Genomic DNA, 24,221 nt, shown 5'->3' on the forward strand with positions numbered 1-24,221 from the left:
TGTCCGGAGGGGTGTCATGGCAATGCGCGCGGCTCGTGGTCTGTCGATTCTTTTTCTTCTCTTTTTCGCCTGGGGCAGTGTCGCGCAAGCGGCCGAAGCGCGCCGAGTGGTGACATCGGACAATTCCGATTATTTCGGCTTCGATCTCAGATCCGACCAGAACGTCAGCCTCGATCAGTGCACGACGACATGTCTCGGCGATCCCGCCTGCCGCGCCTTCACCTACAACCCCAAGGCCAAATGGTGTTTTCTCAAATCCGATTATAACACGCTGAAGCCCTTCAAGGGCGCCGTCGCCGGCAAGGTCGTCAACGTCGAAGGCGACCCCGACATCGGCGCGCCGCCGGCGCTCGCCTTCTTCCCCGCCTGGATGGCCGACCAGGCCCAGCAATACCGCAACAGGCTCACCGGCCCGGCCTACACCAAGCCCACCGAAGGGCTGACGGCGCTGCGGGAGGCGGCAAGGCAAGCGTCGCAGACCGGCGACCACCGCTTGGCCGTTCAAAAATACGAGGCTTCGGTTTCGGTATTGCCCGACGATGGCCAACTCTGGCTTGAACTGGCGCGGGAAACACTTGCCGTGCAGCCGACCGCCAACAGCGCCGAGGCGTCGACCCTGCCGGCGAACGCCACCTCCGCCGGCTTCAACGCCTACATATTGCTGCGCACCACAAAAACCCGTGCCGAAGCGCTGGCACTGCTTGGCGACGGGCTCGATCGCCGCGACCTCGCTCGGCCGGCGCTGCAGGCCTACGAAGCGAGCCTCGCGCTGGTCAGTTCGTCCTGGGTCACGGCCGCCTATCAGGACCTCAAGGCGCGCAAGGGCTTCCGCGTCGTCGATCATACGGTCGACGCCGACACCAGCGCGCCACGCATCTGCGCGCAGTTTTCCGAAGACCTGGTCAAGACCGGCGTCGACTACGCGCAATTCGTCACCGTCGACAACGCCGCTCCCAAGGGCGTCGAGGCCAAGGACAAGCAGATCTGCGTCGAGGGGCTCGAGCACGGCCAGCATTACGACGTGACCTTCCGTCCCGGCCTGCCGGCCGCCATCGGCGAGGTGATCTCCACCCCGGTGGTGCTGTCGATCTATGTGCAGGACCGCGCCCCGTCCGCCCGTTTCACCGGCGACAGCTTCGTTCTGCCGGCCGGCGCGCGCCGCGGCATCCCGGTCGTCACCGTCAACATGAGCGCCGCCGAAATGAAGCTTTTTCGCATCGGCGATCGCTCGCTGACCCAGCTTCTGTCCGGCTACCAGTTCCTGCGCCAGCTTGACGGCTACGACATCTCCAACATTTCCGATCAGATGGGCGAGCCGGTTTGGCAGGGCCAGCTCGACATCGCCAACGACCTGAACAAGGAAGTCACCACCTCCTTCCCGGTCGACGAGGCGCTGCCGCAGCGCAAGCCCGGCGTCTATGTGCTGACCGCGCAACCGGTCGAGGAGAACGAGGACGACTATGATTCGCGCGCCACGCAATGGTTCGTCGTCTCCGATATCGGCCTGTCGACCTATACCGGGCAGGACGGGCTGAACGTCTTTGCCCGTTCGCTCGCAACCGCCAAGCCGATATCAGGTGCTGAACTGACGCTGCTGGCCAGGAACAACGAGATCCTCGGCACCGCGACCACGGACGCGGAAGGCCGCGCCGTCTTCAACCCCGGACTGACGCGCGGCGACGGCGGCATGGTGCCGGCCGTGCTGACAGCCAGGCAGGGTGACAGCGACTTCGTCTTCCTCGACATGGGCCGCGCCGGCTTCGATCTTTCCGATCGCGGCGTCACCGGGCGTCCGGCGCCGGGCGCGCTCGACGTCTATGCCTGGACCGAGCGCGGCATCTACCGCGCCGGCGAGGACGTCCATGTCGCAGCACTTGCCCGCGACAGCGCCGCCAAGGCGGTCGAGAACCTGCCGCTGACCTTCATCTTCACCCGTCCCGACGGCGTCGAGAACCGCCGCATCGTCAGCGACGGCGCATCGGCCGGCGGCCATGCCGTCGACCTGCCGCTCGAACCCAACGCCATGCGCGGCACCTGGACGGTGGCGATCCACACCGACCCCAAGCAGGCGGCGGTCGCCAGCCAGATGTTTTTGGTCGAGGATTTCGTGCCGGACCGCATCGAGTTCGACCTGTCCTCCGACAGCCGCGAGATCGCGCAGGGCGAAACCGCCAACGTTACCGTCGACGGCCGCTTCCTTTATGGCGCGCCGGCCGCCGGGCTGGCGCTCGAAGGCGAACTGACGCTGTCGACCACCCGCGACTGGGATCGCTTCAAGGGCTATTCCTTCGGCCTCGCCGACGAGCAGTCGGTGGAACCGTCGGTCACCCCGTTCACCGGCCTGCCGGTGGTCGGCGACGACGGCAAGGCGACCTTCCCGGTTTCCGTCGAGCAGTTGCCCTCGACCACCAGGCTGGTCGACGCCAAGGTTACGGTCAGGATGCGCGAGACCGGCGGCCGCGCCGTCGAACGCTCGCTCAACATCGCCATCCGGCCGCAGGGCCAGATGATCGGCATCCGCCCGGATTTCGACGGCGACGAGGTGCCGCAAGGCGGCACGGCGAAGTTCGGCCTGCTTGCCGTCGACCCCGACGGCAAGCGCGTGGCGCTGCAGGGCGCGCAATGGTCGTTGGTCAAGGTCGAACGCAACTACCAATGGTACCGCTCCAGCAATTCCTGGAACTATGAGCCGGTCACCTTCACCAAGTCGGTGGCCAGCGGCCGGGTCGACCTAACCGCCGACGGCGAAGCCACCATCTCGCTGCCGGTCGACTGGGGCCGCTACCGGCTCGAGATCGAGACGTCTGACCCGGAGGGCCCGGCGACCAGCTACGAGTTCGACGCCGGCTGGTATGTCAGCTCCACCACCACCGAAACGCCCGACGGCCTCGAAATCGCCCTCGACAAGGACAGCTATGCGGCCGGCGAAGTGGCCAAGCTCAAAGTGTCGCCGCATTTTGCCGGCGAACTGCTCGTCACCATCGGCGCCGACAAACTCTTGAAGACCGTCACCGCCAGCGTGCCGGCCGGCGGCAGCACCATCGACATCCCGGTCGACGACGACTGGGGCGCCGGCGCCTATGTCACGGCAACGCTGTTCAGGCCGGGCGAGGCGCAGGAAACCCGCATGCCGGCGCGCGCCATCGGCGTCAAATGGCTGAAGGTCGATCCGGGCTCGAAAAAACTCGCCGTCAGCCTGACGCCGCCGGACAAGACCGTGCCGCGCCAGCAGCTGTCGATCCCGGTTTCGGTGGCCGGCGTGCAGCCGGGCGCCAACGCCTATGTCATGGTCGCGGCCGTCGACGTCGGCATCCTCAACCTGACCAACTACAAGGTGCCGGATCCGGAGACCTGGTTCTTCGGCCAGCGCATGCTCGGCCTTGAAGTACGCGACCTCTACGGCCGCCTGATCGACGGCTCGCTGGGCACGACCGGCAAGCTGCGCAGCGGCGGCGACGGCGCCAACATCCAGTCGCAAGGCAGCCCGCCGACCGAAAAGCTGGTCGCCTTCTTCTCCGGTCCGGTCCAGCTCGACGCCGACGGCAAGGCGCGGGTCGACTTCGACATCCCGCAGTTCAACGGCACCGTGCGCGTCATGGCCGTCGCCTGGACCGAGGACGGGGTCGGCCATGCCCAGTCCGACGTGATCGTGCGCGATCCGGTGGTGATCACCGCCGGCCTGCCACGCTTCCTGGCGCCCGGCGATTCGGCCGTCATGCGGCTCGACGTCACCGACGCCGACGGTCCGGAGGGCGACTATGCGCTGTCGATCGACACGTCAGGCGATCTTTCGACCGGCAGTGCCGCCCTGCCCGAAAAGCTGACACTGGCCAAGGGCAAGCGGCAGACGCTGACCGTGCCGCTGATCGCTGAGGCTCCGGGGAACGCTTCGATCACCATCAAGCTCGCCCATGCCGACGGCACCGCTGTCGAGCAGACGCTCTATGTCCCGGTGCGCCCGGCGCAATTGCCGGTGACCACCCGCATGGTGGTCGACCTCAAGGGCAATGGCGGCTCGCTGCGCGTCGACAAGGAGCTCTTGGCGGCAAGCCTGCTCGACGGCGCTTCGGTCAGCGTCGGCGTTTCACAGGCGGCGGCCTTCGACGTGCCATCGCTGCTGATGACGCTCGACCGCTACCCCTATGGCTGCGCCGAGCAGACCACCAGCCGCGCCATGCCGCTGCTGTATGTCAACGAGATGGCGTCGGGCGCCGGCGTGGCCAGCGACGTCGATCTGCACGGCCGCATCCAGGACGCCATCTACAAGGTGCTGAGCTACCAGGCCTCGGCCGGCAGCTTCGGCCTGTGGGGCCCGGGCTCCGGCGATTTGTGGCTCGACGCCTATGTCACCGACTTCCTGACCAGGGCGCGCGAGCAGAAATACGACGTGCCGGCGCTGGCGATGAACCAGGCGCTGAGCAATCTGCAAAACGCGATCGGCTACGACCAGGACGTCAAGGATCGCGGCAGCGAGATCGCCTATGCGCTCTACGTGCTGGCCCGCAACAAGAAGGCCTCGATCGGCGATCTGCGCTACTATGCCGACACCCAGCTCGAAGCCTTTACCAGCCCGATGGCCGTCGCCCAATTGGCGGCGGGCCTGGCGCTCTATGGCGATACGCAACGCTCGGAAGCCACCTTCCAGGCCGCCCTGCAACTGGCCAATTCGACCTCGGCATACGACTACTACAGGTCCGATTATGGCTCGCCGCTGCGTGACGGCGCGGCGATGCTGGCGCTTGCCGCCGAATCCAAGCCAGTGCCGACGATCGTGCCGGCGCTGATCAAGCGGGTGACGCAGGAACGCGCCGCCGTCAGATGGACCAGCACGCAGGACGAGTCCTGGATGCTGCTGGCGGCGCGTGCCCTGAAGGCCGGCAATGATGCTATCGCGCTGACCATCAATGGCGCGCCGCATGCCGGCGCCTATTCGGACCAGATCACCGGCAGCGACATTGCCGACAGCCCGCTGACCGTCGCCAACACCGGCAGCAACCCGTTGCAGGCGGTCGTCACCACGGTGGCCTCGCCGATCCAGCCGCTGCCGGCCAGCGGCGACGGCTTCACCATCGGCCGCACCTACTACAAGCTCGACGGCACCGAAGCCAATGTCACGCAGGCGACCCAGAACGAACGCTATGTCGTCGTGCTCAATATCTATGAGCAGAACAAATGGCCGTCGCGGCTGGTGATCACCGATCTGCTGCCGGCCGGCTTCGAGATCGACAATCCGGGCCTGGTTTCCAGCGCCCAATTGTCGAATTTCTCCTGGCTGGCCCAGACCGACGCCGCCCATCTCGAATTCCGCGACGACCGTTTCGTCGCCGCTTTCAATCCGAACGACGGCGACGGCGACCGCAACATCACGCTCGCCTATGTCGTGCGTGCGGTGACGCCGGGCACCTATGCCCATCCGGCGGCAACCGTCGAGGACATGTACCGGCCGCAATATTCGGGCCGCACCGCGACCGGCATGATGGAGGTCAAGGCGCCGTAAGGCAAAGATGGCGAACCATGGCGATGGCGATGCCCCTCATTGCCCTGCCGGGCATTTCTCCCCGTATAGTGACGGGGAGAAAGAGGCCTGCGCCGAAATTTTCGCCAAACTCGAACGCTGCAGAAAAGCCGCTGTGGGCCGTGACAGCCCCTTCTCCCCGTCGCTAGACGGAGAGAAGGTGCCGGCAGGCGGATGAGGGGCTGCGCCGTGCTCTCCAAGAAATTCCTGCGCCGTTCAGCCATCGCCGCCGCCTCCCTCTCCGGCTTCGCAGCAATCGCCGCCGCCACCCTTTGGCAGCTCGACCGCGCCTTTCCGCCGCCGCTGCCGGCGGCGCTGACGGTATCGACCGAAGTCCAGGACCGCGACGGCCAGCTGTTGCGGGCCTTTGCCACGCCGGACGGCTATTGGCGGCTCGCCACCCGCCTCGATCAGGTCGACAGACAGTTCGTCGACATGCTGGTGACTTACGAGGACAAGCGCTTCTGGGACCATCGAGGCGTCGACGTGCTGGCGCTGGCCCGCGCCGCCGGCCAGTTCGTGACCAATGGCCGTATCGTCTCCGGCGGCTCGACGCTGTCGATGCAGCTCGCCCGGCTGACGGAACCGCGCGACAGCCGCAGCCTCGGCTCCAAGCTCAAGCAGCTGCTGCGCGCCCTGCAGATCGAGCGGCGGCTCAGCAAGCGCGAGATCCTCGAACGCTATCTGACGCTGGCGCCCTATGGCGGCAATCTCGAAGGCGTGCGCGCCGCCTCGCTGGCCTATTTCGGCAAGGAGCCGAAGCGGCTGGACGTCTCGGAGGCGGCGCTGCTCGTCGCGCTGCCGCAACTGCCGGAAAAGCGCCGGCCCGACCGCAACCTGGCAATCGCCCAAGCCGCCCGCGACCGGGTGCTGACGCGCATGGTCGCATCAGGCCTGCTCGGCGAGCGCGAGGCCGCACGTGCCGCGCTCGACGATGTTCCCGCCAGCCGCCGCCCGTTGCCGGCACTCGCCGCCCATGCCGCTTATGCAGTGCTGCCCCGGGCCGTCCCCGGCCAGAAGCTGCGGCTGACGATCCGCAAGAGTGTCCAGGAAGGGCTGGAACAGGTGGCCAGGGATGCCGCCGCCAGGCTCGGCCCTCGCCTGTCCGTCGCCATGGTGCTAGCCGACGCCCGCACCGGCGACATCCTCGGCGAAGTCGGCTCCGCCGACTATTTCGACGCCAGCCGCTCCGGCTGGATCGACATGACCAGGATCGTCCGCTCGCCCGGTTCGACGCTAAAACCGTTCATCTATGGGCTCGCCTTCGAGCAGGGATTGGTGGCGCAGGAAACGCTGATCGACGACAGGCCGACGGATTTCTCCGGCTATCGGCCGAAGAATTTCGACATGGGCTATCAGGGCGACGTCAGCATCAGGCAGGCGCTGCAGCTGTCGCTCAACGTGCCGGCGATCAGTGTTCTCGACGCGGTCGGGCCGGCGCGGCTGCTCGCGCGCTTCCGGAAGGCCGGCGTCACGCCGATCCTGCCCGTCAACAAGGCGCCGGGTCTCGCCATCGGCCTTGGCGGCGTCGGCGTGACGCTGCGCGACCTCGTCCAGCTCTATGCCGGGCTCGCCAATGGCGGCAAGGCACACACGCTGCATGACGGCACCGAGCCGGCGAATGCCGAGCGCTCGACCGCTACCATCCTCAACGATCAGGCGAACTGGCAGATCACCGACATATTGTCTGGCGTCAAGCCGCCCGAGGGCGCCGCCCGGCGCGGCATCGCCTACAAGACCGGCACCTCCTACGGCTACCGCGATGCCTGGTCGGTCGGCTTCGACGGGCGCTATGTGCTGGGCGTCTGGGTCGGCCGCCCCGACGCCGGCGCGGTGCCCGGCCTGTCCGGCTATGTCTCGGCCGCACCGATCCTGTTCGAGGGCTTTGTCCGCTCCGGCCTGGCTGCCGTGCCGCTGCCAGGCCAGCCGGCCGGCGTCACCAGACCCAGGCGCGACGATCTGCCGGTGACATTGGCGCGCTTCGGTTCTGGCGCCGACGGCCTGGTCCAGGCGACGCCGACCGAGCCCGCGCCGACGATCATCTTTCCGCCCGACGGCGCCCACGTCGATCTCGCCGCCACCACCGCCGACGCCACGCCACTGGTGCTGAAGCTGCAAGGCGGCCGCGCCCCGTTCCGCTGGCTGGCCAACGGCAAGCCGCTGGTCGGCATCGACCGGCGGCGCACCGCGACCTGGCAGCCGGACGGCGCCGGCTATTCGACCCTGACCGTGATCGACGCGGCCGGGCGTGCGGCCAGCGTGAAAGTGTTCGTTGAATAGAATGCGCCAAGCGATTCAGGGAATTGGCTTTCCATTAGGTCGGCGAGTAAGCAGGACACGCTCGACTCCTCAGGCCACTGCCGAGGCGCGACCTGTTTCCAGATAGATTGCTTCATGTGCCCGGATTCGGCACTGCAGTGTTGCGTGGAAAGAATTTCTTCGTGATGCCGAAAGCCGGCGAAAAATTGCTTCATAAGGCCGAAAAAAGCAACATTGATTGCATCTAATTTCTACCAATTCAGTAGATTGAGGTAATCTCAACGGAGGCGGAAATGACCAATCCTCATTTCAGGAAACTGCTCGGCGCACTGGTCGCCACATCTGTCCAGTTCGGCACGCTCGGTTTCGCGTTTGCCGATACCACCATCCTCAACGTGTCGTATGACCCGACGCGTGAGCTTTACAAGCAATTCGACGAGGCCTTCGTCGCCCACTGGCAGGCCGAGACCGGCGAGACGGTAACCGTCCAGCAATCGCATGGCGGCTCGGGCGCACAGGCCCGCGCCGTGATCGACGGCCTCGACGCCGACGTGGTGACGCTGGCGCTCGAAGGCGACATCAACGCCATCGTCGAGAAATCGAAGAAAATCAATCCCGACTGGCGGAACAAATTCGAGAACAATTCGGCGCCCTACACCTCGACCATCATCTTCCTCGTCCGCAAGGGCAATCCGAAAGGCATCAAGGACTGGGGCGATCTGGTCAAGGACGACGTCCAGGTGATCACGCCGAACCCCAAGACTTCGGGCGGCGCACGCTGGAACTATCTCGCCGCCTGGGCCTATGCCAACGCCAAGGATGGCGGTGACGAGGCCAAGACCAAGGAATTCGTCGGCAATCTCTACGCCCATGTTCCGGTGCTCGACACCGGTGCGCGCGGCGCAACCGTGACCTTCGCGCAAAAGGGGCTGGGCGATGTGCTGCTGGCCTGGGAAAACGAGGCCTATCTGGCGCTCGACGAATTCGGCGCCGACAATTTCGATATCGTCTACCCGCCGACCTCGATCCTGGCCGAGCCGCCGGTCGCGGTGGTCGACGCCAATGTCGATGCCAAGGGCACGCGAAAAGTCGCCGAAGCCTATCTGAGCTACCTCTACTCCAAGGAAGGCCAGACGCTGATCGCCAAGCACCACTATCGTCCGTCGAAGCCGGATTTGGTACCGCCAGAGGACCTCGCCAAACTGCCTGAGATCAAGCTGATCACCATCGACGATCCGCTTTTTGGCGGTTGGAAGAAAGCACAGCCTTACCATTTCGGCGACGGTGGTATATTCGACCAGATCTACAAGCCGGCCCAGTAGACCCAGTTAGCTAGACTCTAGATCAGGACGACATGACCACAGCACCCGCCAAGGCGGGGTGGCGGTTCAGACAGCCGAGCGTCATTCCGGGTTTCGGATTGACGCTCGGCTTCTCGCTTGCCTACCTCACGCTCATCATCCTCATTCCCCTGTCAGGGCTGATCTGGCGATCGGCCGCGCTTGGCTGGGCCGATTTCTGGGCGATCGCCACCGACCGCCGCACCATCAACGCGCTTGAAATCAGCTTTGGCACCGCCTTCATTGCCGCCATGGTCAATGTCGTCTTCGGCACGATCGTCGCCTGGGTGCTGGTGCGCTACAGCTTTCCTGGCCGCCGCATCGTCGATGCCATGGTCGACCTGCCCTTCGCATTGCCGACGGCGGTGGCCGGCATCGCGCTGACCACGCTCTACGCGCCGAACGGCTGGCTCGGCAGCCTGCTGGCACCGCTCGGCGTCAAGGTCGCCTATACGCCGCTCGGCATCGTCATCGCGCTGATCTTCATCGGCCTGCCTTTTGTCGTGCGCACCGTCCAACCGATCATGGAGGAGATCGACAAGGAGGTCGAGGAAGTGGCCGCCACGCTCGGCGCCAATCGCTTCCAGACCATCGCCCGGGTTCTGCTTCCGGGCCTGGCGCCGGCCATCGTCACCGGTTTCGCGCTGGCTTTCGCGCGCGGCGTCGGCGAGTACGGCTCCGTCATCTTCATCGCCGGCAATCTGCCCTACAAATCCGAGATCGCGCCGCTCCTGATCGTCATCCGGCTCGAGGAATACAATTATGCGGCGGCGACCGCGATCGCGGCGATCATGCTCGCTTTGTCGTTCGTGATGCTGCTGGTCATCAATCTGGTGCAGACGTGGAGCCGCAAGCGCTATGGCTGATCCGGAGATCAAATCCTACGCACCGCACCACGAAAGCCAGTCGGCGGCAGTGACCGAAAGCCGCCCGGCGAAAGCCGTGCTGATGATCGTGACCTTTGCCTTCCTCGGCATTTTCCTGCTGTTGCCGCTGATCGTCGTCTTCAATGAAGCCTTCGCAAAGGGCATCGGTGCCTATACCGAGGCGCTGACCAATCCCGACACGCGTTCGGCGATCCACCTGACGCTGCTGGTGGCGGCGATCTCGGTGCCGCTCAACATCGTCTTCGGCGTCTCCGCCGCCTGGGCGATCGCCAAGTTCGAGTTCAAGGGCAAGGCCTTCCTGACCACGCTGATCGACCTGCCGTTTTCGGTATCGCCGGTCATTTCCGGCCTGGTCTATGTGCTGTTGTTCGGCGCGCAAGGCCTGTTCGGCGCCTGGCTGAAGGCGCATGGCATCGTCATCCTGTTTGCCGTGCCGGGCATCGTGCTGGCCACCATCTTCGTCACCTTCCCGTTCGTCGCCCGCGAACTGATCCCCTTGATGCAGGAACAGGGCAATGGCGACGAGGAGGCGGCGCTGTCGCTCGGCGCCAATGGCTGGCAGGCGTTCTGGTACGTGACGCTGCCCAACGTCAAATGGGGGCTGCTCTACGGCGTCTTGTTGTGCAATGCGCGTGCCATGGGCGAGTTCGGCGCGGTCTCCGTCGTGTCGGGCCACATACGCGGACTGACCAACACCATGCCGCTGCATGTCGAAATCCTCTATAACGAATACAATGCCGCAGCCGCCTTCGCCGTTGCTTCACTGCTTGCGGGCCTGGCGCTGGTCACGCTGGTCTTGAAAACACTTCTCGAGATGCGCTACGGCGCCGAGCTCGCCGCGACGCGCGGACACTAATGCATGTCGCCCAAAAGTGTGCAGCGGTTTTGGGAATACGACATGCATCGACAAAAAAAAGGGACGGTTGATGGAAGTTCGCGTTGCCAACGTGCGCAAGGAGTTTGAGCGGTTTCCGGCGCTCCACGACGTTTCGCTCGACATCAAGTCCGGCGAACTGATCGCGCTGCTCGGGCCATCCGGCTCCGGCAAGACGACGCTGCTCAGGCTGATCGCCGGGCTGGAGCGGCCGACGAAAGGCAAGATCTTCTTTGGCGAGGAGGATGCGTCGCAAAAGTCGATCCAGCAGCGCAATGTCGGCTTCGTTTTCCAGCATTATGCGCTGTTTCGCCATATGACGGTCGCCGACAATATCGGCTTTGGCCTAAAAGTTCGGCACGGGCCGTCACGGCCGTCGGCGCAGGAAATCCGCCGCCGTGCCTCAGAGCTTCTCGACCTCGTCCAGCTTTCCGGCCTGGAAAAGCGCTATCCGGCTCAGCTTTCGGGCGGCCAGCGCCAGCGCGTGGCGCTGGCCCGCGCGATGGCGATCGAACCGGCCGTGCTTTTGCTGGACGAGCCGTTCGGCGCGCTCGACGCCCAGGTCCGCCGCGAATTGCGCCGCTGGCTGCGCGACATCCACGACGCCACCGGCCACACCACGGTCTTTGTCACCCATGACCAGGAAGAAGCGCTCGAGCTTGCCGACCGCGTCGTGGTGATGAGCCAGGGCAGCATCGAGCAGGTCGGCACCGCCGACGAAATCTACGACACGCCGAATTCGCCCTTCGTCTACGGCTTCATCGGTGAATCGAGCGCGCTTCCGGTCAAGGTCGAGGACGGCCAGGTCTGGATCGCCGATCGCCCGATCGGGCTGTCGGCGCCGCAGGCGCCGCGGGGCGAAGCAACGCTGTTCTTCCGCCCGCACGATGTCGACCTGGTCGACGAATGCAATGGCTGCATCGCCGGCACGGTCGCCGCCAGCCGCCGCGTCGCCGGCACCAGACGGGTGGAGCTCGAAATCGGCGGCGAGCGCCAGCGGGTCGAGATCGAGCTGCCGGTCGACCATCCGGCGGCGCAGAAGAGCCGGGTAGCGTTCAGGCCGCGGCGCTGGAAGCTTTTTCCGGCCGCTTGACCCCTTCCGGCGCTACTTAGCCAGTTCTCGACCTTCAGGCCTTTGATCCGGTTGAACTCTCCCATGTTGGCGGTTACCACGGTGGTGTCCAGCGCGTAGGCGTGGGCAGCAATAAAAAGGTCGTTTTGGCCAATAGTGGCTCTGCCCGCCGGGTTTCGGATCATGTCGCTGACAAGTTGGTGTCCAGCATGAGCCGCATTAAAAAATTCTTTCGGATTTGACAGGCATATCGTCGGTTCCGGGGAAGTCGTCCTCGGGACCGAGCGGCGGCTCTTGCGCCTGCATTGAAAGAAAAACCTAAAGACACCGCCGAAAAGGAATAATTTTCTGGCGACAACGTAACAGAGCCCTCCTACGTGTCTCGTCGCCCACCATGCCTTGCCGCTATGGTTCGGCAATAAGCGCACTGCATCGGAGTCCTGTTTTCATGAAGCGATTTTTGCTTGGCGTCGCCACATTGGCCGGCCTGTTCCTCGCATCCTCCCAAGCCTGGTCGGCCGACAAATTGCTGAACGCGTCCTATGATGTCGGCCGCGAACTGTTTGCGCAGATCAACAAGGCCTTCGTCGCGGAGCACCCCGGCGTGACCGTCGACCAGTCGCACGCCGGGACGTCGGCGCAGGCGCGTGCCATCGCCGAAGGCCTCGGCGCCGATGTCGTCACCTTCAACCAGGTCCTCGACATCGACTTCCTGGTCTCGAAGGGGCTTATCTCCGCCGACTGGCAGAAGGACTTCCCCGACAACGCCTCGCCTTTCTATTCGCTGCCGTCCTTTTTGGTGCGCGCCGACAACCCGAAGAACATCAAGGATTGGAACGATCTCGTGCGCGACGACGTCCAGGTGATCTTCCCCAACCCGAAAACGTCGGGCAATGCGCGCTACACCTATCTCGCGGCCACCGCCTACGCCAAGGAGGCCTTCAAGGGCGACGACGCCAAGGTCAAGGAGTTCGTCACCAAGCTGTTCAACAACGTGCCGATCTTCGACTCTGGCGGGCGCGCCGCCACCACCACCTTCGTGCAGCGTGAGATCGGCGACGTGCTGATCACATTCGAGTCGGAAACGCGCGGCGTCCGCAGGGAGTATGGCGATGACAAGTTCGAGCAGGTGACGCCCTCGGTCAGCCTGCTGGCGGAGTTTCCGGTGGCGATCGTCGACACGGTCGCCGACGAGCATGGCACGCGTGACCTCGCCAAGACCTATCTCGACTTCCTCTACACGCCGCAGGGCCAGGACATCGCCGCCCGCAACGGCCTGCGGGCTCGCGACGCAGCGGTCGCCACAAAATACAAGGCCGAGTTTCCCGACGTCCGGCTGCTGACGGTCGAAGATGTCTTCGGCGGCTGGGCCAAGATCCAGGCCGAGCATTTCGCCGCCGGCGGACTGCTCGACCAGACCTATGGCAGCCGCTGAAGCAAGCGATCTTCGAAATCGATAGAAAACCGGCTTTTGCCGGCCTTCTTCGTTTTTCGCGCTCCGGACAGGTGATTTCCCGCACGTTCCTAGCGCGCCGTCCAAAACGTCACGAACAATCAACGTGTTTGTGCCTACTGTGCCCGCGGACGGCTTGTTTCGCGAAACTGCATTGCGCGACAAAACGTCATGATTTGCACACAAACAACCGCCAGATGCGGGCGGTTGGGGTTTTCATGAACTGAATCGGGCATGCTTACCAAAAAAGGCAAATACGGCCTCAAGGCCCTCGTGCATCTGTCAGGCTTGCCGGTCGGCCAGCTGGCGTTCGTCAACGACATCGCCGTCGCCAACAACATCCCGAAGAAATTCCTCGATGCCATTTTGGGCGAATTGCGCAATGCCGGGTTCGTCCAGAGCCGCAAGGGCAAGGAAGGCGGCTATCGCCTCGCCCGGCCGGCCTCCGAGATCAAGATCGGCCATGTCGTGCGTGTCCTCGACGGCCCGCTGGCGCCGATCCCTTGCGCCAGCCGCACCCAATATCAGCGCTGCGATGATTGCGACGAGGCGACATGCCAGGTCCGGAACATGATGCTGGAGGTGCGCCATGCGATCGCCGAGGTGCTGGACAATCGCAGCCTCGCCGCCATGCGCGACGCCGACAATGACGATTTTCCAGTCGAACTGACGTCACAGATCTGATCTGGCGTCTTGAAGCGGAATCGGCGCCAGCGACCCCTCATGAATCCGACTCGAACAGGCTTGTGACGTCGGCGACGATATCGGCGATCGGACGCGTCGCATCGAGCGTCAATGCATTCTCGCCGGCTGCCGGCGCTTCGAGCGTGGCGAACTGGCTGTCGACCAGGCTTGCCGGCATGAAATGGCCTCGGCGGGAGCCGACACGCTGCTTTGCGGTCGCCGGATCGATTTCCAGGTAGAGGAACAAAATGTCCTGGCAAAAACCGCGCAGACGCTCGCGGTAGCTGCGCTTGAGCGCCGAACAGGCGGCAACCACGGCTTGCCCGTCGCCGACCGATCCGGCAATGCGCCGGCCGATCGCGTCGAGCCAGCCTTCGCGCAATGCGTCGGTCAGCGGCTCGCCGCTTGCCATGCGCGCGACGTTTTCCGGTGGATGCAGCCGGTCGCCCTCGACGAAGACAGCGCCCAATGCCGCCGCCAGCGCTTCGCCGACGGCCGACTTGCCACAGCCGGCGACGCCCATCACCACGACGGCCGGTGCGAGCCGAATGCGATCGCTCTGCATTTGTGCTGTCTTTTCGTCCACGATGCGGGTCAGCGGCTGGCCGGCGCGCGGCCGTAAAGCAGGAGCATGGCGACGATGACGACGCCATAGATGATCTGCCGCCCCGCCTCCGGCATCTGCATGACGGAAAGAATGGATTGCAAAAGCGTGATCAGGATGACGCCCGCGACCGTGCCGAGATACGAGCCGCGGCCGCCGAGGATCGAGGTGCCGCCAAGCACCACCGCAGCGATCGACGGCAGGAGATAGGCGTCGCCCATCGACTGCGCCGCCTTGGAGGCATAGCCGGCCAGAAGCACGCCGCCGAAGGCGGAGAGCCCGCCGGATACGGCGAAGGCGATCAGCACCACGCGCCGCGTGTCGATGCCGGAGAGGTAGGCGGCGCGCTCGCGGTTGCCGATGCCGTAGACCGTGCGGCCGAAGCCGGTGCGGGTCAGCACGAAAACCATCGCAGCACCGATCAGCGCCCAGATGACGACGGCATTGGGCACGCCCGGAATGGCAAAGCCGGTCGCCAGATAGCGCATCGCCCGGGTCGCCGAATCCTGTGGCGAGAAGCCGCCTGTATAGACCACCATAAGCCCTTGGGCGACGGCATTGGTGGCGAGCGTGATGATCATCGAGGGAATGCGCAGATAAGCGACGCCGATGCCGTTGACGATGCCGATCGCGACGCCGCAGAAAATGCCGAACGGGATCGCCAGCGCCACGCCGAGCGGGCCGTAGGCGGCGGCCGCACAGGCCATCATCGCGCCCGTCGCCACCGACCACGGCACCGACAGGTCGATCTGGCCAAGCAGGATGACCAGCATCATGCCGGTGGCGATGACGCCGAGAAACGACGCCACCTTGAGCTGCTGCAGCAGATATTCCGGCGACAGAAAGCTGCGCGAATAAAGGCTGCCGACAAACAGCAGCAGCACGATGCAGGCAAAGGCGGTCAGCACCGCAGGGTCGGCGCGGCGGATGAATTTCGGCATGCGGCCGGCGATGCCGGCGATGGTCGTTTCGCTCACAGGAACCACTCCAGCCGGTTGCGGACCCTGAACAGGGCGAAGGCGCCGAGGCTGACGGCGATCAGCAGGATGACGCCCTGGAACAGCGGCTGCCAGAGCGGATCGAAATCGAAGACGAAGAGCAGGTCGCCGATGGTGCGGAAGGCGAGCGCGCCGAAAATCGCGCCGATGGCGCTGCCCTTGCCGCCGAACAATGAGACGCCGCCGAGCACCACGGCGGCGATCGAGAACAGCGTATAGGCATTGCCGCTGGCATAGGCCGCCTCGCCTGTATAGGTGAAGAAGGTCAGGAACAGCCCGCCGATCGCGGCCAGCAGGCCGGCCAGCGCATAGGCGGCGAATTTTCCCCGGCGGATCGGCACGCCGGACATGTAGGCTGCCATCTCCGAAGATCCTGCGGCATAGGCCGCGCGCCCAAGCACCGAGCGGCTGAACGGCACCCAGACGACGAGCACGATGGCCAGCAGCGCCACCAGGCTCGCCGGCACCACGCCGAACAGCCGCCCGGTCAGCGCGTCGGCAAGATCCTCGTTGACCGAACCGCCCGGGAACGGTCGCAGCAGCAGCGCGATGCCGAAATAGACCGCGCCGGTGGCAATGGTGGTGACGATCGGCTGCAGCCGTCCGTAGATGACGATGGCGCCGTTGATCGCCCCGCACAGCAGTCCGGTGCCGAGCACCGCGACGACACCGAACGCGGTCTCGATGCCGGTGCCGATGACCAGCCATGAGGCCAGGCAGTTGGTCAGCAGAAAGATCATGCCGACGGAAAGGTCGATGCCGGCGGTGATCACCACCAGCGTCTGCGCCATGGCGACGAAGGCAAGCAGCACGCCTTTGTTGGAAGCCGTCTGCACGACATTGGCGGTAAAGCCGGCCGGATGGTTCGAGGTGTAGATCGTGAACATCACGATGAAGATGCCGAACGCCAGCAGCGTTCCGCGTTGTTCGGCAAGCCAGTAGCGCCAATCCTTCACGCGTCCGCTCCTCGGGCTGGCGTCTTCGCCATGCCTTTGACTTTCATCTCTTCGCCATGGATGTTGAGCGCGCTGGCGATCAGCGCCCGCTCGGTGATCTCGGCGCCGACCAGCTCGCGCTTGACCGCTCCGTCATAGAGCACCAGCACCCGGTCACAGCAGCCGATCAGCTCGTCATAGTCGGTCGAGTAAAACAGGATCGCCGCGCCCTGGTCGGCGAGCTTGCGCATCAGCTGATACAGTTCCTGCTTGGTGCCGACGTCGATGCCGCGCGTCGGGTCGTTGAGCAGGATGATGCGCGGCTGCCGCATTAGCCATTTGGCGATGACCACCTTCTGCTGGTTGCCGCCGGACAGCGCGCCAACCGGGATGTCGAGGCCGGCCGTCTTGATCGCCAGCAGGGCGACCATTTCGTCGATCAGCCGCTGTTCGGCGGCACGGTCGATGATGCCGGCCCTGGACAACCGGTCGAGTGCGGCGAAGGAGAGGTTTTCGCGCACCGTCATCGGCAGCATCAGGCCTTCGGTCTTGCGGTCCTCCGGGATCAGCGCCATGCCAATCCGGTCACCGCGGGCCTTGGCAGGGCTGGCGATCGCCACCGGCTTGCCATCGATCAGTATCTGGCCGCTGAGGCCGCGCAGCACGCCGAAGAAGGCGAGCAGCAATTCGCGCTGGCCCTGGCCGTCGAGACCGCCGAGGCCGACGACCTCGCCTGCCCCGACCGTGAGCGAGATATTGTCCAGCCGGTCGGTCCACGACAGTTTTCGCGCCTCAAGCACCGGAGCGGTTATAGCCGGGGCGCGCACCGGCTTCGGTGGAAAAATATGGCTGTATTCGCGGCCGATCATCAGCTCGACGACTTCATTGTCGCTCTTCGAGCCCGCAGCATAGCTGGCGACGTTGCGGCCGTTGCGGTACACCGTGCACTGGTCGGCCAGTTCGGCGATCTCGTTCATCCGATGCGAGATGTAGAGCAGCGCCAACCCTTCCGAGCGCAGCCGCTTCAAGACGCCAAAAATCTTGGCGACGTCGGCCGCGGTCAGCGCCGAGGTCGCCTCGTCGAGGATCAGGATGCGCGGCTTCCTTGCAAGTGCTTTGGCGATCTCGACCATCTGCCGTCTTGAAAGCGGAAGATCCTTGACCAGCGCCAGTGGGTGGATGTCGGCGGCGCCTGCACGCCCCAGGGCTTCCTCCGCGATGCGCCGCTGCGCCTTGCGGTCGATCATGCCGAACCGTTTCGGCGGATCGGAAATGACGATGTTGTCGGCGACGCTGAGTTCGGGGACGAGCGACAATTCCTGGAAGATGCAGACGATGCCGGCCTGGTTGGCCGCGGCCGGCGACGCGAAGCTCACCTCGCTTCCGTCCAGCATCATGCGGCCTTCGTCAGGCGCGACGACGCCGGCCATGACCTTGATCAGCGTCGATTTGCCGGCGCCGTTTTCGCCGAGGATAGCGTGGATGCTGCCTGGCGTGACCGAAAGCTCGGCCTTTTCCAGCGCCCGCACACCGCCATAGCGCTTGGATATGCCCTCCATGCGGAAGAGCGGAACCGCACCGTCCATCGGCCCCTCCCAAGGCGCTTGTTCTTCGGGACCGGCGCCACGGAATACCCGCGGCGCCGAGCGATCAGCCTACTGGTTCTCCTTGCTCTGGCCCATGATTTCCTGCGCGGTGAAATTGATGCCGCAGGTCGGGAAGGAATTGCCGACGAAGAAATTGTCGGACTGGTCGGGGAAATAGTCCTCGCCCTCCTTGAGGTTCGGATCCTCGACGATCGCCAGCGGCAGCTTCACCGCCTGCGGGACGACCTGGCCTTCGAGCGCGGCGATCGCCGTCTTGATGGCGACCGCCACCTGGGCGGGTCCGGTTCCGGCCGACGAGCATTTCAGCCCTTCTGGGGCAAACTTGGCGCAGAATTTGCGAAAGCCATTCTCCGTTTCGCCGCCGAACGGCACGAACGGATGCTTGGCGTCGATCATCGCCTGGACGATGCCGGTGTCGCCGCCCTGCCCGGTGACGCCGTCGAAGGGACCGTTGGTGGCGATCGCGTCGGCCGTAGCCTTTTGCGCGACGCCATCGTCCCATTTGCCGACGACTTCGGTGACCTCCCACTTCTTGCCCGAAGCGTCGAGGGCCTCATGGATGCCGTTGTGGCGGTCGGTGTCGACCGACGTGCCGGCAACGCCGCGCACCTCGAGGAGCTTGCCGCCATTGGGGATGTGCTTGATCAGCCAGTTGGCCCACAACTCGCCAAGGCCTTTCTGGTCGACATTGACGTTGATGGCGTCCTTGGTGTCGAGGATGTTGTCGAAGGCGACCAGCACGACGCCGGCTTGCTTGGCGCGCTTGATGACCGGACCGAACGCCGTCGGATTCTGCGCGTTGACGACGATCGCGTCATAGCCGGAATCGATGAAATTGTTGATCGCCGATATCTGCGCCGGCACGTCTTCGCCGGTCGAGACGACCTTGAATTCCTTGAGCTTGGCCGCGACCTCCGGCTGCGCCGCATAGGCTTTTGCCGTCTGCACCATCTGGATGCGCCAGGTGTTGGCGATATAGCCATTGGCGAGCGCGATGCGGTACGGGCCTTCCTTCTTGGGGAACTTGAAGAACTGCGTGTCGGCGGCCCATGGCGCGAAGCATTCCGGCTCGGCGGATGGGCCCGCGACGATTTCGGGTTCGGCGAGCGCCGACGAACTCAGCATGACGAATGCAGTGGCGGCGACGACGCCACCTACGAGTGACTTGATCATCGATATTCCTCCCAGTTGCAGTTTCTGATTGTTCTTACGCGTCTCGCGTGCCTGGCTCGGCACCTCCTGCCTTGCCGTCGCGCTTTCAGGGTGGCCGAATGCCAACCCGATCCTCCCTCGTGGCTCAGTAAACCGGAATAAAAACTATCATATTATACATAATAAACAAGCATCAGCTGTCGCTTATATATAATAAACAGACTTTCGCTGTTTCGCGAGCTTTCGCCTGGATAAAACTGGTAGCGCTACCATGACGTAGAGTAAAGCGGCATTTCGCGATGCCTGCAAGCGCTTTCAGCGGCCAGTGCTTTCAGCGGCCAGTGCTTTCAGCGGGAAGTGCTCTCACGGCGCTTGAGTTCGAAGCCGAGATCGACGACCGGCTGTTGCGGCCGCTTGCCTGCAATCGTCGCGAGCGCCATGGCGACCGACAGCCGGCCGATCTCGTAGCGAGGCGTCCGGATGCTGGTGACCGAGGGGAAAGCCACTTCCATCATGTCGAGATCGTTGAAGCCTGTGATGCCGATCGTCTTCGGCACGGCGATCGAGGCGCGGTGGCACTCGAACAGCGCGCCGAGCGCGATGTCGTCATTGTTGCAGAAAACCCCGTCCAGCGACGGCATCTTGGCCAGCGCGTCGCGAAACAATTCGCGCCCGAGCGTCACGCTGGACGGCACCGGCGTGGTGGTGACAAGCCGCGCGTCGAACAGGCCGGCCGCCTCCATCGCCGCGCGATAGCCGGCCAGACGCCGCTGCGAGCGCGGGTCCATGCGCGCGCCGATGAAGCCGATGCAGCGATAGCCCATTTCGATCATGTGCTCAGTCGCCGCCCTGCCGCCATCGAAATGCGAGAAGCCGACCATCATGTCGACCGGATCGGGGCCGGTCTCCATGACCTGCACCACCGGGCAGCCGGCCGTCTCGAGCAGTCTTCGCGAAACTGGCGTCTGGTCGATGCCGGCCACGATCAGCGCCGCCGGGCGCTGCGGGCCGAACACCTGCAGCAGCCGTTCCTCCTCGAGGCCGGAATAATGGGTGTTGCCGAACTGGATGCGGTAGGAGCTGTCCGACAGGCTGTCATAGATGCCGCGCAGCACTTCGGCAAAGACGCTGTTGGTGAGCGACGGCACCAGCACGCCAAAGACCTCGGCGCGCGCCGAGGCCAATGCTCGCGCATTCGGGTCGGGCAGATAGCCGAGTTCATCGACAGCCGCCCGGATCTGGCGGCGCAGATCCTCCGAAACGCGCCCCGGCTCGCGCAAGGCGCGGGAGACGGTGATGGCGCCGACGCCGGCCTTGCGCGCGACATCGGCGATCGTCGGACGGCCGCCGCCACGGCGCGAGCGCGGTTTGGTCATAGCCTGGTCCCGAACGCGGCGCCCTCGCCGAAGCGTGGCCGCGAAATGCTGTTCAGCGTCTTTGCCACTGTCGCCATGCCAACCCGACTTGCCGCACCCGACTTGCCACACCCCTCTGGCGTCGCGCAGCCTTACCCCATTGTCAAGCGAACCGCGCAGGACGCTACCCGAACTCGGGCATTTGAATTTCGGCTGTGGGTGGGTTCGCGTGCGTCTTGTCGTCCACCGTGCTCAGTCTTCTACGCCGTGCGTCGTCCGCTGCGCCAGTTCGTGGCATAGGGCAACGCGAACAGATAGAGACCGCTGAGCATGAGCAAGCCGAGCGGGATCAGCGGCATGAGATATACCCAATAGGCCGGCTCGACACCTACGCCCAAGGTGATGAAGATGGCAGCGACGACCGCCGTAAAAATGATCGACAGCCAGCGGTGGAATTGCCGGATCCACGTGTTCCAGTTCATTTGGGACCTCCTCTGAAGACGAGCCGCACGACCCGCTTGGCGGCTTTTTTGCTACCTTGTTTCGTTGACAGACGTCTTGTTGGGCATGGCGTTTCGCCCGCAGATGCGTATGGCGCCGGCACGCCTATTCTATTCGCGCCAGGACCTGCTCCAGCTTCGCAAAGAACCGCTGCCATCCGTGTTGGGCGCCCTGATAGTACTGCTGCTGATCCGGCCGGAAGCCCAACTGCTCCATGCGCAGATGGGTCCCCGTGCTCGTAGGGGTGAGCGTCCACGTGACGACACTTCTGAGATCCTTGGTATCCCACGTGTAAGACAGCGTCTTGTTGGGCTCGACTGCCTGGACCTGACAGTCGACCGTCCCCCAGTCCGCGCTCAGATTGAAACGGTGCCCCTCGTCTGGCTTGAAATCGTTCTTCATCAGCCACTCCTCGATCAAATCTGATTGGGTGAGCGCGCGCCATATCTTTTCCGGCGGAAAAGCGACCTCCCGTTCAACAATGACGGCGCGCGTTTCGATCTCGGTATTGGTCATTGGTCCATCCTTTTGAGCAGATCTTCGAGGTTGTCGAACCGGCTTTGCCAGAACCCAGCCATTTGGTTTGTCCAGTCGATCAGCGGCGCCAGGGCGCCGAGCTCCGCACTGTAGTGCGTGTTGCGGCCTTCGTGGCGATCGCGCACCAACCCGGCCTGCTTCAGCACCCCAAGATGCTTTGACACGGCCGGTTGCGAGACCCCGGCCCGAGCGGTCAGGGCCGCGACGGTTTGGTCTCCGTCGCGACACAGCCGCTCGAAGATGGCCCGTCGCGTCCGATCGGCAAGCGTTTTGAAGAGGATCTCGTGGGGCTGTGACATGGCAATCGATAACTCTCTGGCTATTGGAATCCAATAACCGCCGAGATATGTGTACGTCAAGCAGGAACCTGGACCGGGCTCCGCGTCACGGGGGCCTACCCCATGTCGCTGCCATCGCTCTGGCCAGCGGGGTCAGTGCTCAGGCCATCGCCGCGGCGCTGCGCCGCGCCTTCCACAACAGCAGCACCATGGCCGCTATGTTCAGCAGGTTCCAGGCGATGCCGTTGAGGAACGCGGCGGCGTAGGAGCCGGTCAGATCGTAGATCCAGCCCGACATCCAGCCGCCGATTGCCATGCCGAAGATAGTTGCCATGATTACGATGCCGACGCGCTGGCCGGCCTCTTTGGCGGGCATGTATTCGCGCACGATGATGGCATAGCAAGGCACGATGCCGCCCTGCGACAGTCCGAAGACCAGCGAGACGACGTAAAGCGACGCGAGCCCGTCGAAGGGGATGTAGAACAACAGCGACAAGGCTTGCAGCACCGAGCCGATCAGCAGGGTTTTCACGCCGCCGATGCGATCGGCAAGGAAGCCGGACGCCAGACGGCTGACGACGCCCGCCGCCATCATGATCGACAGCATGTCGGCGCCTCGCGCCACGCCGTAGCCGAGATCCATGCAATAGGCGACGATATGGACTTGCGGCATCGACATCGCCACGCAGCAGCCAAGGCCGGCGACGACGAGCAACACCTGCAGCGCTGCCGGTGACAGCGTGATCGGCTGGACCGGCCGGCTGCCGGGTGAACCGGGAGCGGCGGCACGTGGTGCGCCGCGCTTGAGCAGCATGATCAGCGGCAGCATGGTGGCGAGGCAGACGACGCCGATTGCGGCATAGGTGAAGCGCCAGCCCTCGCTCTGTATGACGTAGGGCATTGCCAACGGCCAGATCACCCCGGCGAGATAGCTGCCGGCGGCGGCAGCCGTCACCGCGACGCCGCGGCGGCGGTTGAACCAGTGCGAGATGTCGGCGATCAGCGGCCCGAAAATCGCCGACGTGCCGACGCCGATCAAAAGTCCCTGGACAAGGGTGAACTGCAGGATCGAAGTGGTCAGCGACGCCAGCAGGAACCCGGTACCGAGCGTCACCGAGGCAATGAGCGCCGGTATCCAGTAGCCGATGCGGTCGATGGCGCGGCCGACCAGCACATTGCCGACGGCGAAACCGGCCATGGTCGCGGTATAGGGCATCGAAGCGGCGGCGCGATCGACACCGAATTCGGCCTGCATGGCGGGCAGCACCACGACCACCGCCCACATGCCGACACCGCCGATCGTCGCCAGCAGCATCGAGATGCCGAGCCGCAGCCAGGCATAGGCGCTGTCTATGCCGGGGCTGCTCAGCCGGCTGGAGGCGGTTGTGGTCAAGGCGTTTCCTGTCCGCGGTTGTGCGCAAGTCACGGGTTCGACACCACTATCGGCAGGATTGGCGGCGCCGTGCAGCGCCACATCGCGCAAATGCGTGGTTCCAGGGATTTTGAGCTGCAGTGGAACGGTGGCCGCCGTCCCGGAGTTTTTCATCAAACTCGCCAATAGGCCAATAGAAGGGAGAAGGAGCTTGTCATGACCGCGAAAAGGAAATGGTCGGCCGAGGTCACCGAGCACAGCGATGCGCTGGACCTTGAGGAACATATCTTCGAATCCCACGCCCCCAAGAAGATCGCAGCCTCGCTGAAGCGATCGGCCGAGCACAGCGACCGGCGCAAGGCCGAGCCGTTCCAGTCCGCCATGTCGATGCTGAATTTCTACATTAACCGCGCCGGCACGAACCTGCCGGCCAAGCAGAAGAAAGTGCTGGAGGACGCCAAGAACGAACTGCGCGCCGCGTTTGGCCGCCCGAGACAACACTGAGCAAGGAGCGAAGCGACGCGGCGCAGACCCTGGGAGCCATTCCGTGACAGCCGCCGAAGAATGCAACGGCTCAGAATAAAGGCGCTCTTCTGTAGCGATCCTTCGCGCCCCCTCTGTCCTGCCCTCTTTGCCAAGACTCGACATCTCCCCCACTTGGGCATATGCGCTAAGATAGGAGTTGCAGCGGGGAATCGGCTGTGATTCTACGCTGCAATGACTCACGAATCGCTTGTAGATGACGGCTGGGCCGAGACGATTGAGCTTCTCGGTGGTGAAGAGTTGATCGCGGGGAGT

19 protein-coding genes and 1 pseudogene are annotated in these 24,221 nt (G+C 64.4%); 9 read left to right on the forward strand and 11 right to left on the reverse strand.

From position 1 onward, the window contains the following. Positions 1 to 16: 16 nt before the first annotated feature. From AC0L3H_RS13365 to AC0L3H_RS13390, 6 genes are all read left to right on the forward strand, one after another. The gene (locus tag AC0L3H_RS13365; protein WP_473585765.1) at positions 17 to 5,497 is read left to right on the forward strand and encodes an alpha-2-macroglobulin family protein; all 5,481 of its coding nucleotides are present in this window, start codon (positions 17 to 19) and stop codon (positions 5,495 to 5,497) included. Positions 5,498 to 5,689: 192 nt separating this feature from the next. Further along, positions 5,690 to 7,795 (forward strand): penicillin-binding protein 1C, encoded by a 2,106-nt coding sequence (gene pbpC, locus AC0L3H_RS13370; protein ID WP_473585766.1) that lies wholly within the window; start codon positions 5,690 to 5,692, stop codon positions 7,793 to 7,795. Between the two features lie 272 nt (positions 7,796 to 8,067). Then, entirely contained in the window at positions 8,068 to 9,096 is a 1,029-nt protein-coding gene (locus AC0L3H_RS13375; protein ID WP_473585767.1) for a sulfate ABC transporter substrate-binding protein, read from the forward strand. A gap of 32 nt (positions 9,097 to 9,128) precedes the next feature. Then, positions 9,129 to 9,980, forward strand: coding sequence for a sulfate ABC transporter permease subunit CysT (gene cysT, locus AC0L3H_RS13380; RefSeq protein ID WP_027154317.1), 852 nt, complete (start codon positions 9,129 to 9,131; stop codon positions 9,978 to 9,980). Next, the gene (cysW, locus tag AC0L3H_RS13385; protein WP_023798668.1) at positions 9,973 to 10,857 is read left to right on the forward strand and encodes a sulfate ABC transporter permease subunit CysW; all 885 of its coding nucleotides are present in this window, start codon (positions 9,973 to 9,975) and stop codon (positions 10,855 to 10,857) included. Before cysT ends, cysW begins: the two co-directional genes overlap by 8 nt. 70 nt (positions 10,858 to 10,927) lie before the next feature. Then, positions 10,928 to 11,968, forward strand: coding sequence for a sulfate/molybdate ABC transporter ATP-binding protein (locus AC0L3H_RS13390; protein WP_128175126.1), 1,041 nt, complete (start codon positions 10,928 to 10,930; stop codon positions 11,966 to 11,968). Between the two features lie 17 nt (positions 11,969 to 11,985). Here the strand turns inward: AC0L3H_RS13390 and AC0L3H_RS13395 are convergent. Beyond that, a pseudogene (locus AC0L3H_RS13395) lies at positions 11,986 to 12,105 on the reverse strand (type II toxin-antitoxin system VapC family toxin); the annotation flags it as partial. 290 nt (positions 12,106 to 12,395) lie between these two features. Here AC0L3H_RS13395 and AC0L3H_RS13400 point away from each other — a divergent pair. Both AC0L3H_RS13400 and AC0L3H_RS13405 read left to right on the forward strand, forming a co-directional pair. After that, complete coding sequence (locus AC0L3H_RS13400; RefSeq protein WP_473585768.1) at positions 12,396 to 13,382, forward strand: sulfate ABC transporter substrate-binding protein; 987 nt, start codon at positions 12,396 to 12,398, stop codon at positions 13,380 to 13,382. Between the two features lie 252 nt (positions 13,383 to 13,634). Continuing rightward, entirely contained in the window at positions 13,635 to 14,084 is a 450-nt protein-coding gene (locus tag AC0L3H_RS13405; RefSeq protein WP_027154320.1) for an RrF2 family transcriptional regulator, read from the forward strand. A 37-nt stretch (positions 14,085 to 14,121) separates the two neighbouring features. Here the strand turns inward: AC0L3H_RS13405 and AC0L3H_RS13410 are convergent, their stop codons facing one another. The 10 genes from AC0L3H_RS13410 to AC0L3H_RS13455 form a co-directional block, all read right to left on the reverse strand. Continuing rightward, positions 14,122 to 14,649, reverse strand: coding sequence for a gluconokinase (locus tag AC0L3H_RS13410; RefSeq protein ID WP_473585769.1), 528 nt, complete (start codon positions 14,647 to 14,649; stop codon positions 14,122 to 14,124). A gap of 29 nt (positions 14,650 to 14,678) precedes the next feature. After that, the gene (locus AC0L3H_RS13415) at positions 14,679 to 15,665 is read right to left on the reverse strand and encodes an ABC transporter permease (protein ID WP_023798663.1); all 987 of its coding nucleotides are present in this window, start codon (positions 15,663 to 15,665) and stop codon (positions 14,679 to 14,681) included. Continuing rightward, entirely contained in the window at positions 15,662 to 16,642 is a 981-nt protein-coding gene (locus AC0L3H_RS13420) for an ABC transporter permease (RefSeq protein ID WP_023798662.1), read from the reverse strand. The genes AC0L3H_RS13415 and AC0L3H_RS13420 overlap by 4 nt, the downstream gene beginning before the upstream one ends. Beyond that, the gene (locus tag AC0L3H_RS13425) at positions 16,639 to 18,207 is read right to left on the reverse strand and encodes a sugar ABC transporter ATP-binding protein (RefSeq protein WP_473585770.1); all 1,569 of its coding nucleotides are present in this window, start codon (positions 18,205 to 18,207) and stop codon (positions 16,639 to 16,641) included. The genes AC0L3H_RS13420 and AC0L3H_RS13425 overlap by 4 nt, the downstream gene beginning before the upstream one ends. 69 nt (positions 18,208 to 18,276) lie before the next feature. Next, positions 18,277 to 19,401: a sugar ABC transporter substrate-binding protein gene (locus AC0L3H_RS13430; RefSeq protein WP_473585771.1), complete on the reverse strand. Its 1,125-nt coding sequence runs from the start codon at positions 19,399 to 19,401 to the stop codon at positions 18,277 to 18,279. Positions 19,402 to 19,727: 326 nt separating this feature from the next. Continuing rightward, entirely contained in the window at positions 19,728 to 20,756 is a 1,029-nt protein-coding gene (gntR, locus tag AC0L3H_RS13435) for an HTH-type transcriptional regulator GntR (protein ID WP_473585772.1), read from the reverse strand. A 239-nt stretch (positions 20,757 to 20,995) separates the two neighbouring features. Beyond that, positions 20,996 to 21,217: a hypothetical protein gene (locus tag AC0L3H_RS13440; protein WP_023798658.1), complete on the reverse strand. Its 222-nt coding sequence runs from the start codon at positions 21,215 to 21,217 to the stop codon at positions 20,996 to 20,998. Between the two features lie 124 nt (positions 21,218 to 21,341). After that, on the reverse strand, positions 21,342 to 21,752 hold the full coding sequence (locus AC0L3H_RS13445; protein WP_473585773.1) for an SRPBCC family protein: 411 nt from the start codon (positions 21,750 to 21,752) through the stop codon (positions 21,342 to 21,344). Then, entirely contained in the window at positions 21,749 to 22,072 is a 324-nt protein-coding gene (locus AC0L3H_RS13450; RefSeq protein ID WP_128247742.1) for an ArsR/SmtB family transcription factor, read from the reverse strand. The genes AC0L3H_RS13445 and AC0L3H_RS13450 overlap by 4 nt, the downstream gene beginning before the upstream one ends. Before the next feature lie 139 nt (positions 22,073 to 22,211). Continuing rightward, positions 22,212 to 23,366, reverse strand: coding sequence for an MFS transporter (locus AC0L3H_RS13455; RefSeq protein WP_473585779.1), 1,155 nt, complete (start codon positions 23,364 to 23,366; stop codon positions 22,212 to 22,214). Positions 23,367 to 23,639: 273 nt separating this feature from the next. Here AC0L3H_RS13455 and AC0L3H_RS13460 point away from each other — a divergent pair, with 273 nt between their 5' ends. Then, positions 23,640 to 23,927 carry a DUF3175 domain-containing protein gene (locus tag AC0L3H_RS13460; protein ID WP_473585774.1) on the forward strand — a complete coding sequence of 96 codons (288 nt, stop codon included), beginning with the start codon at positions 23,640 to 23,642 and terminating at the stop codon, positions 23,925 to 23,927. Positions 23,928 to 24,221: the final 294 nt, after the last annotated feature.

The organism is Mesorhizobium sp. WSM4816 (genome assembly GCF_055811535.1).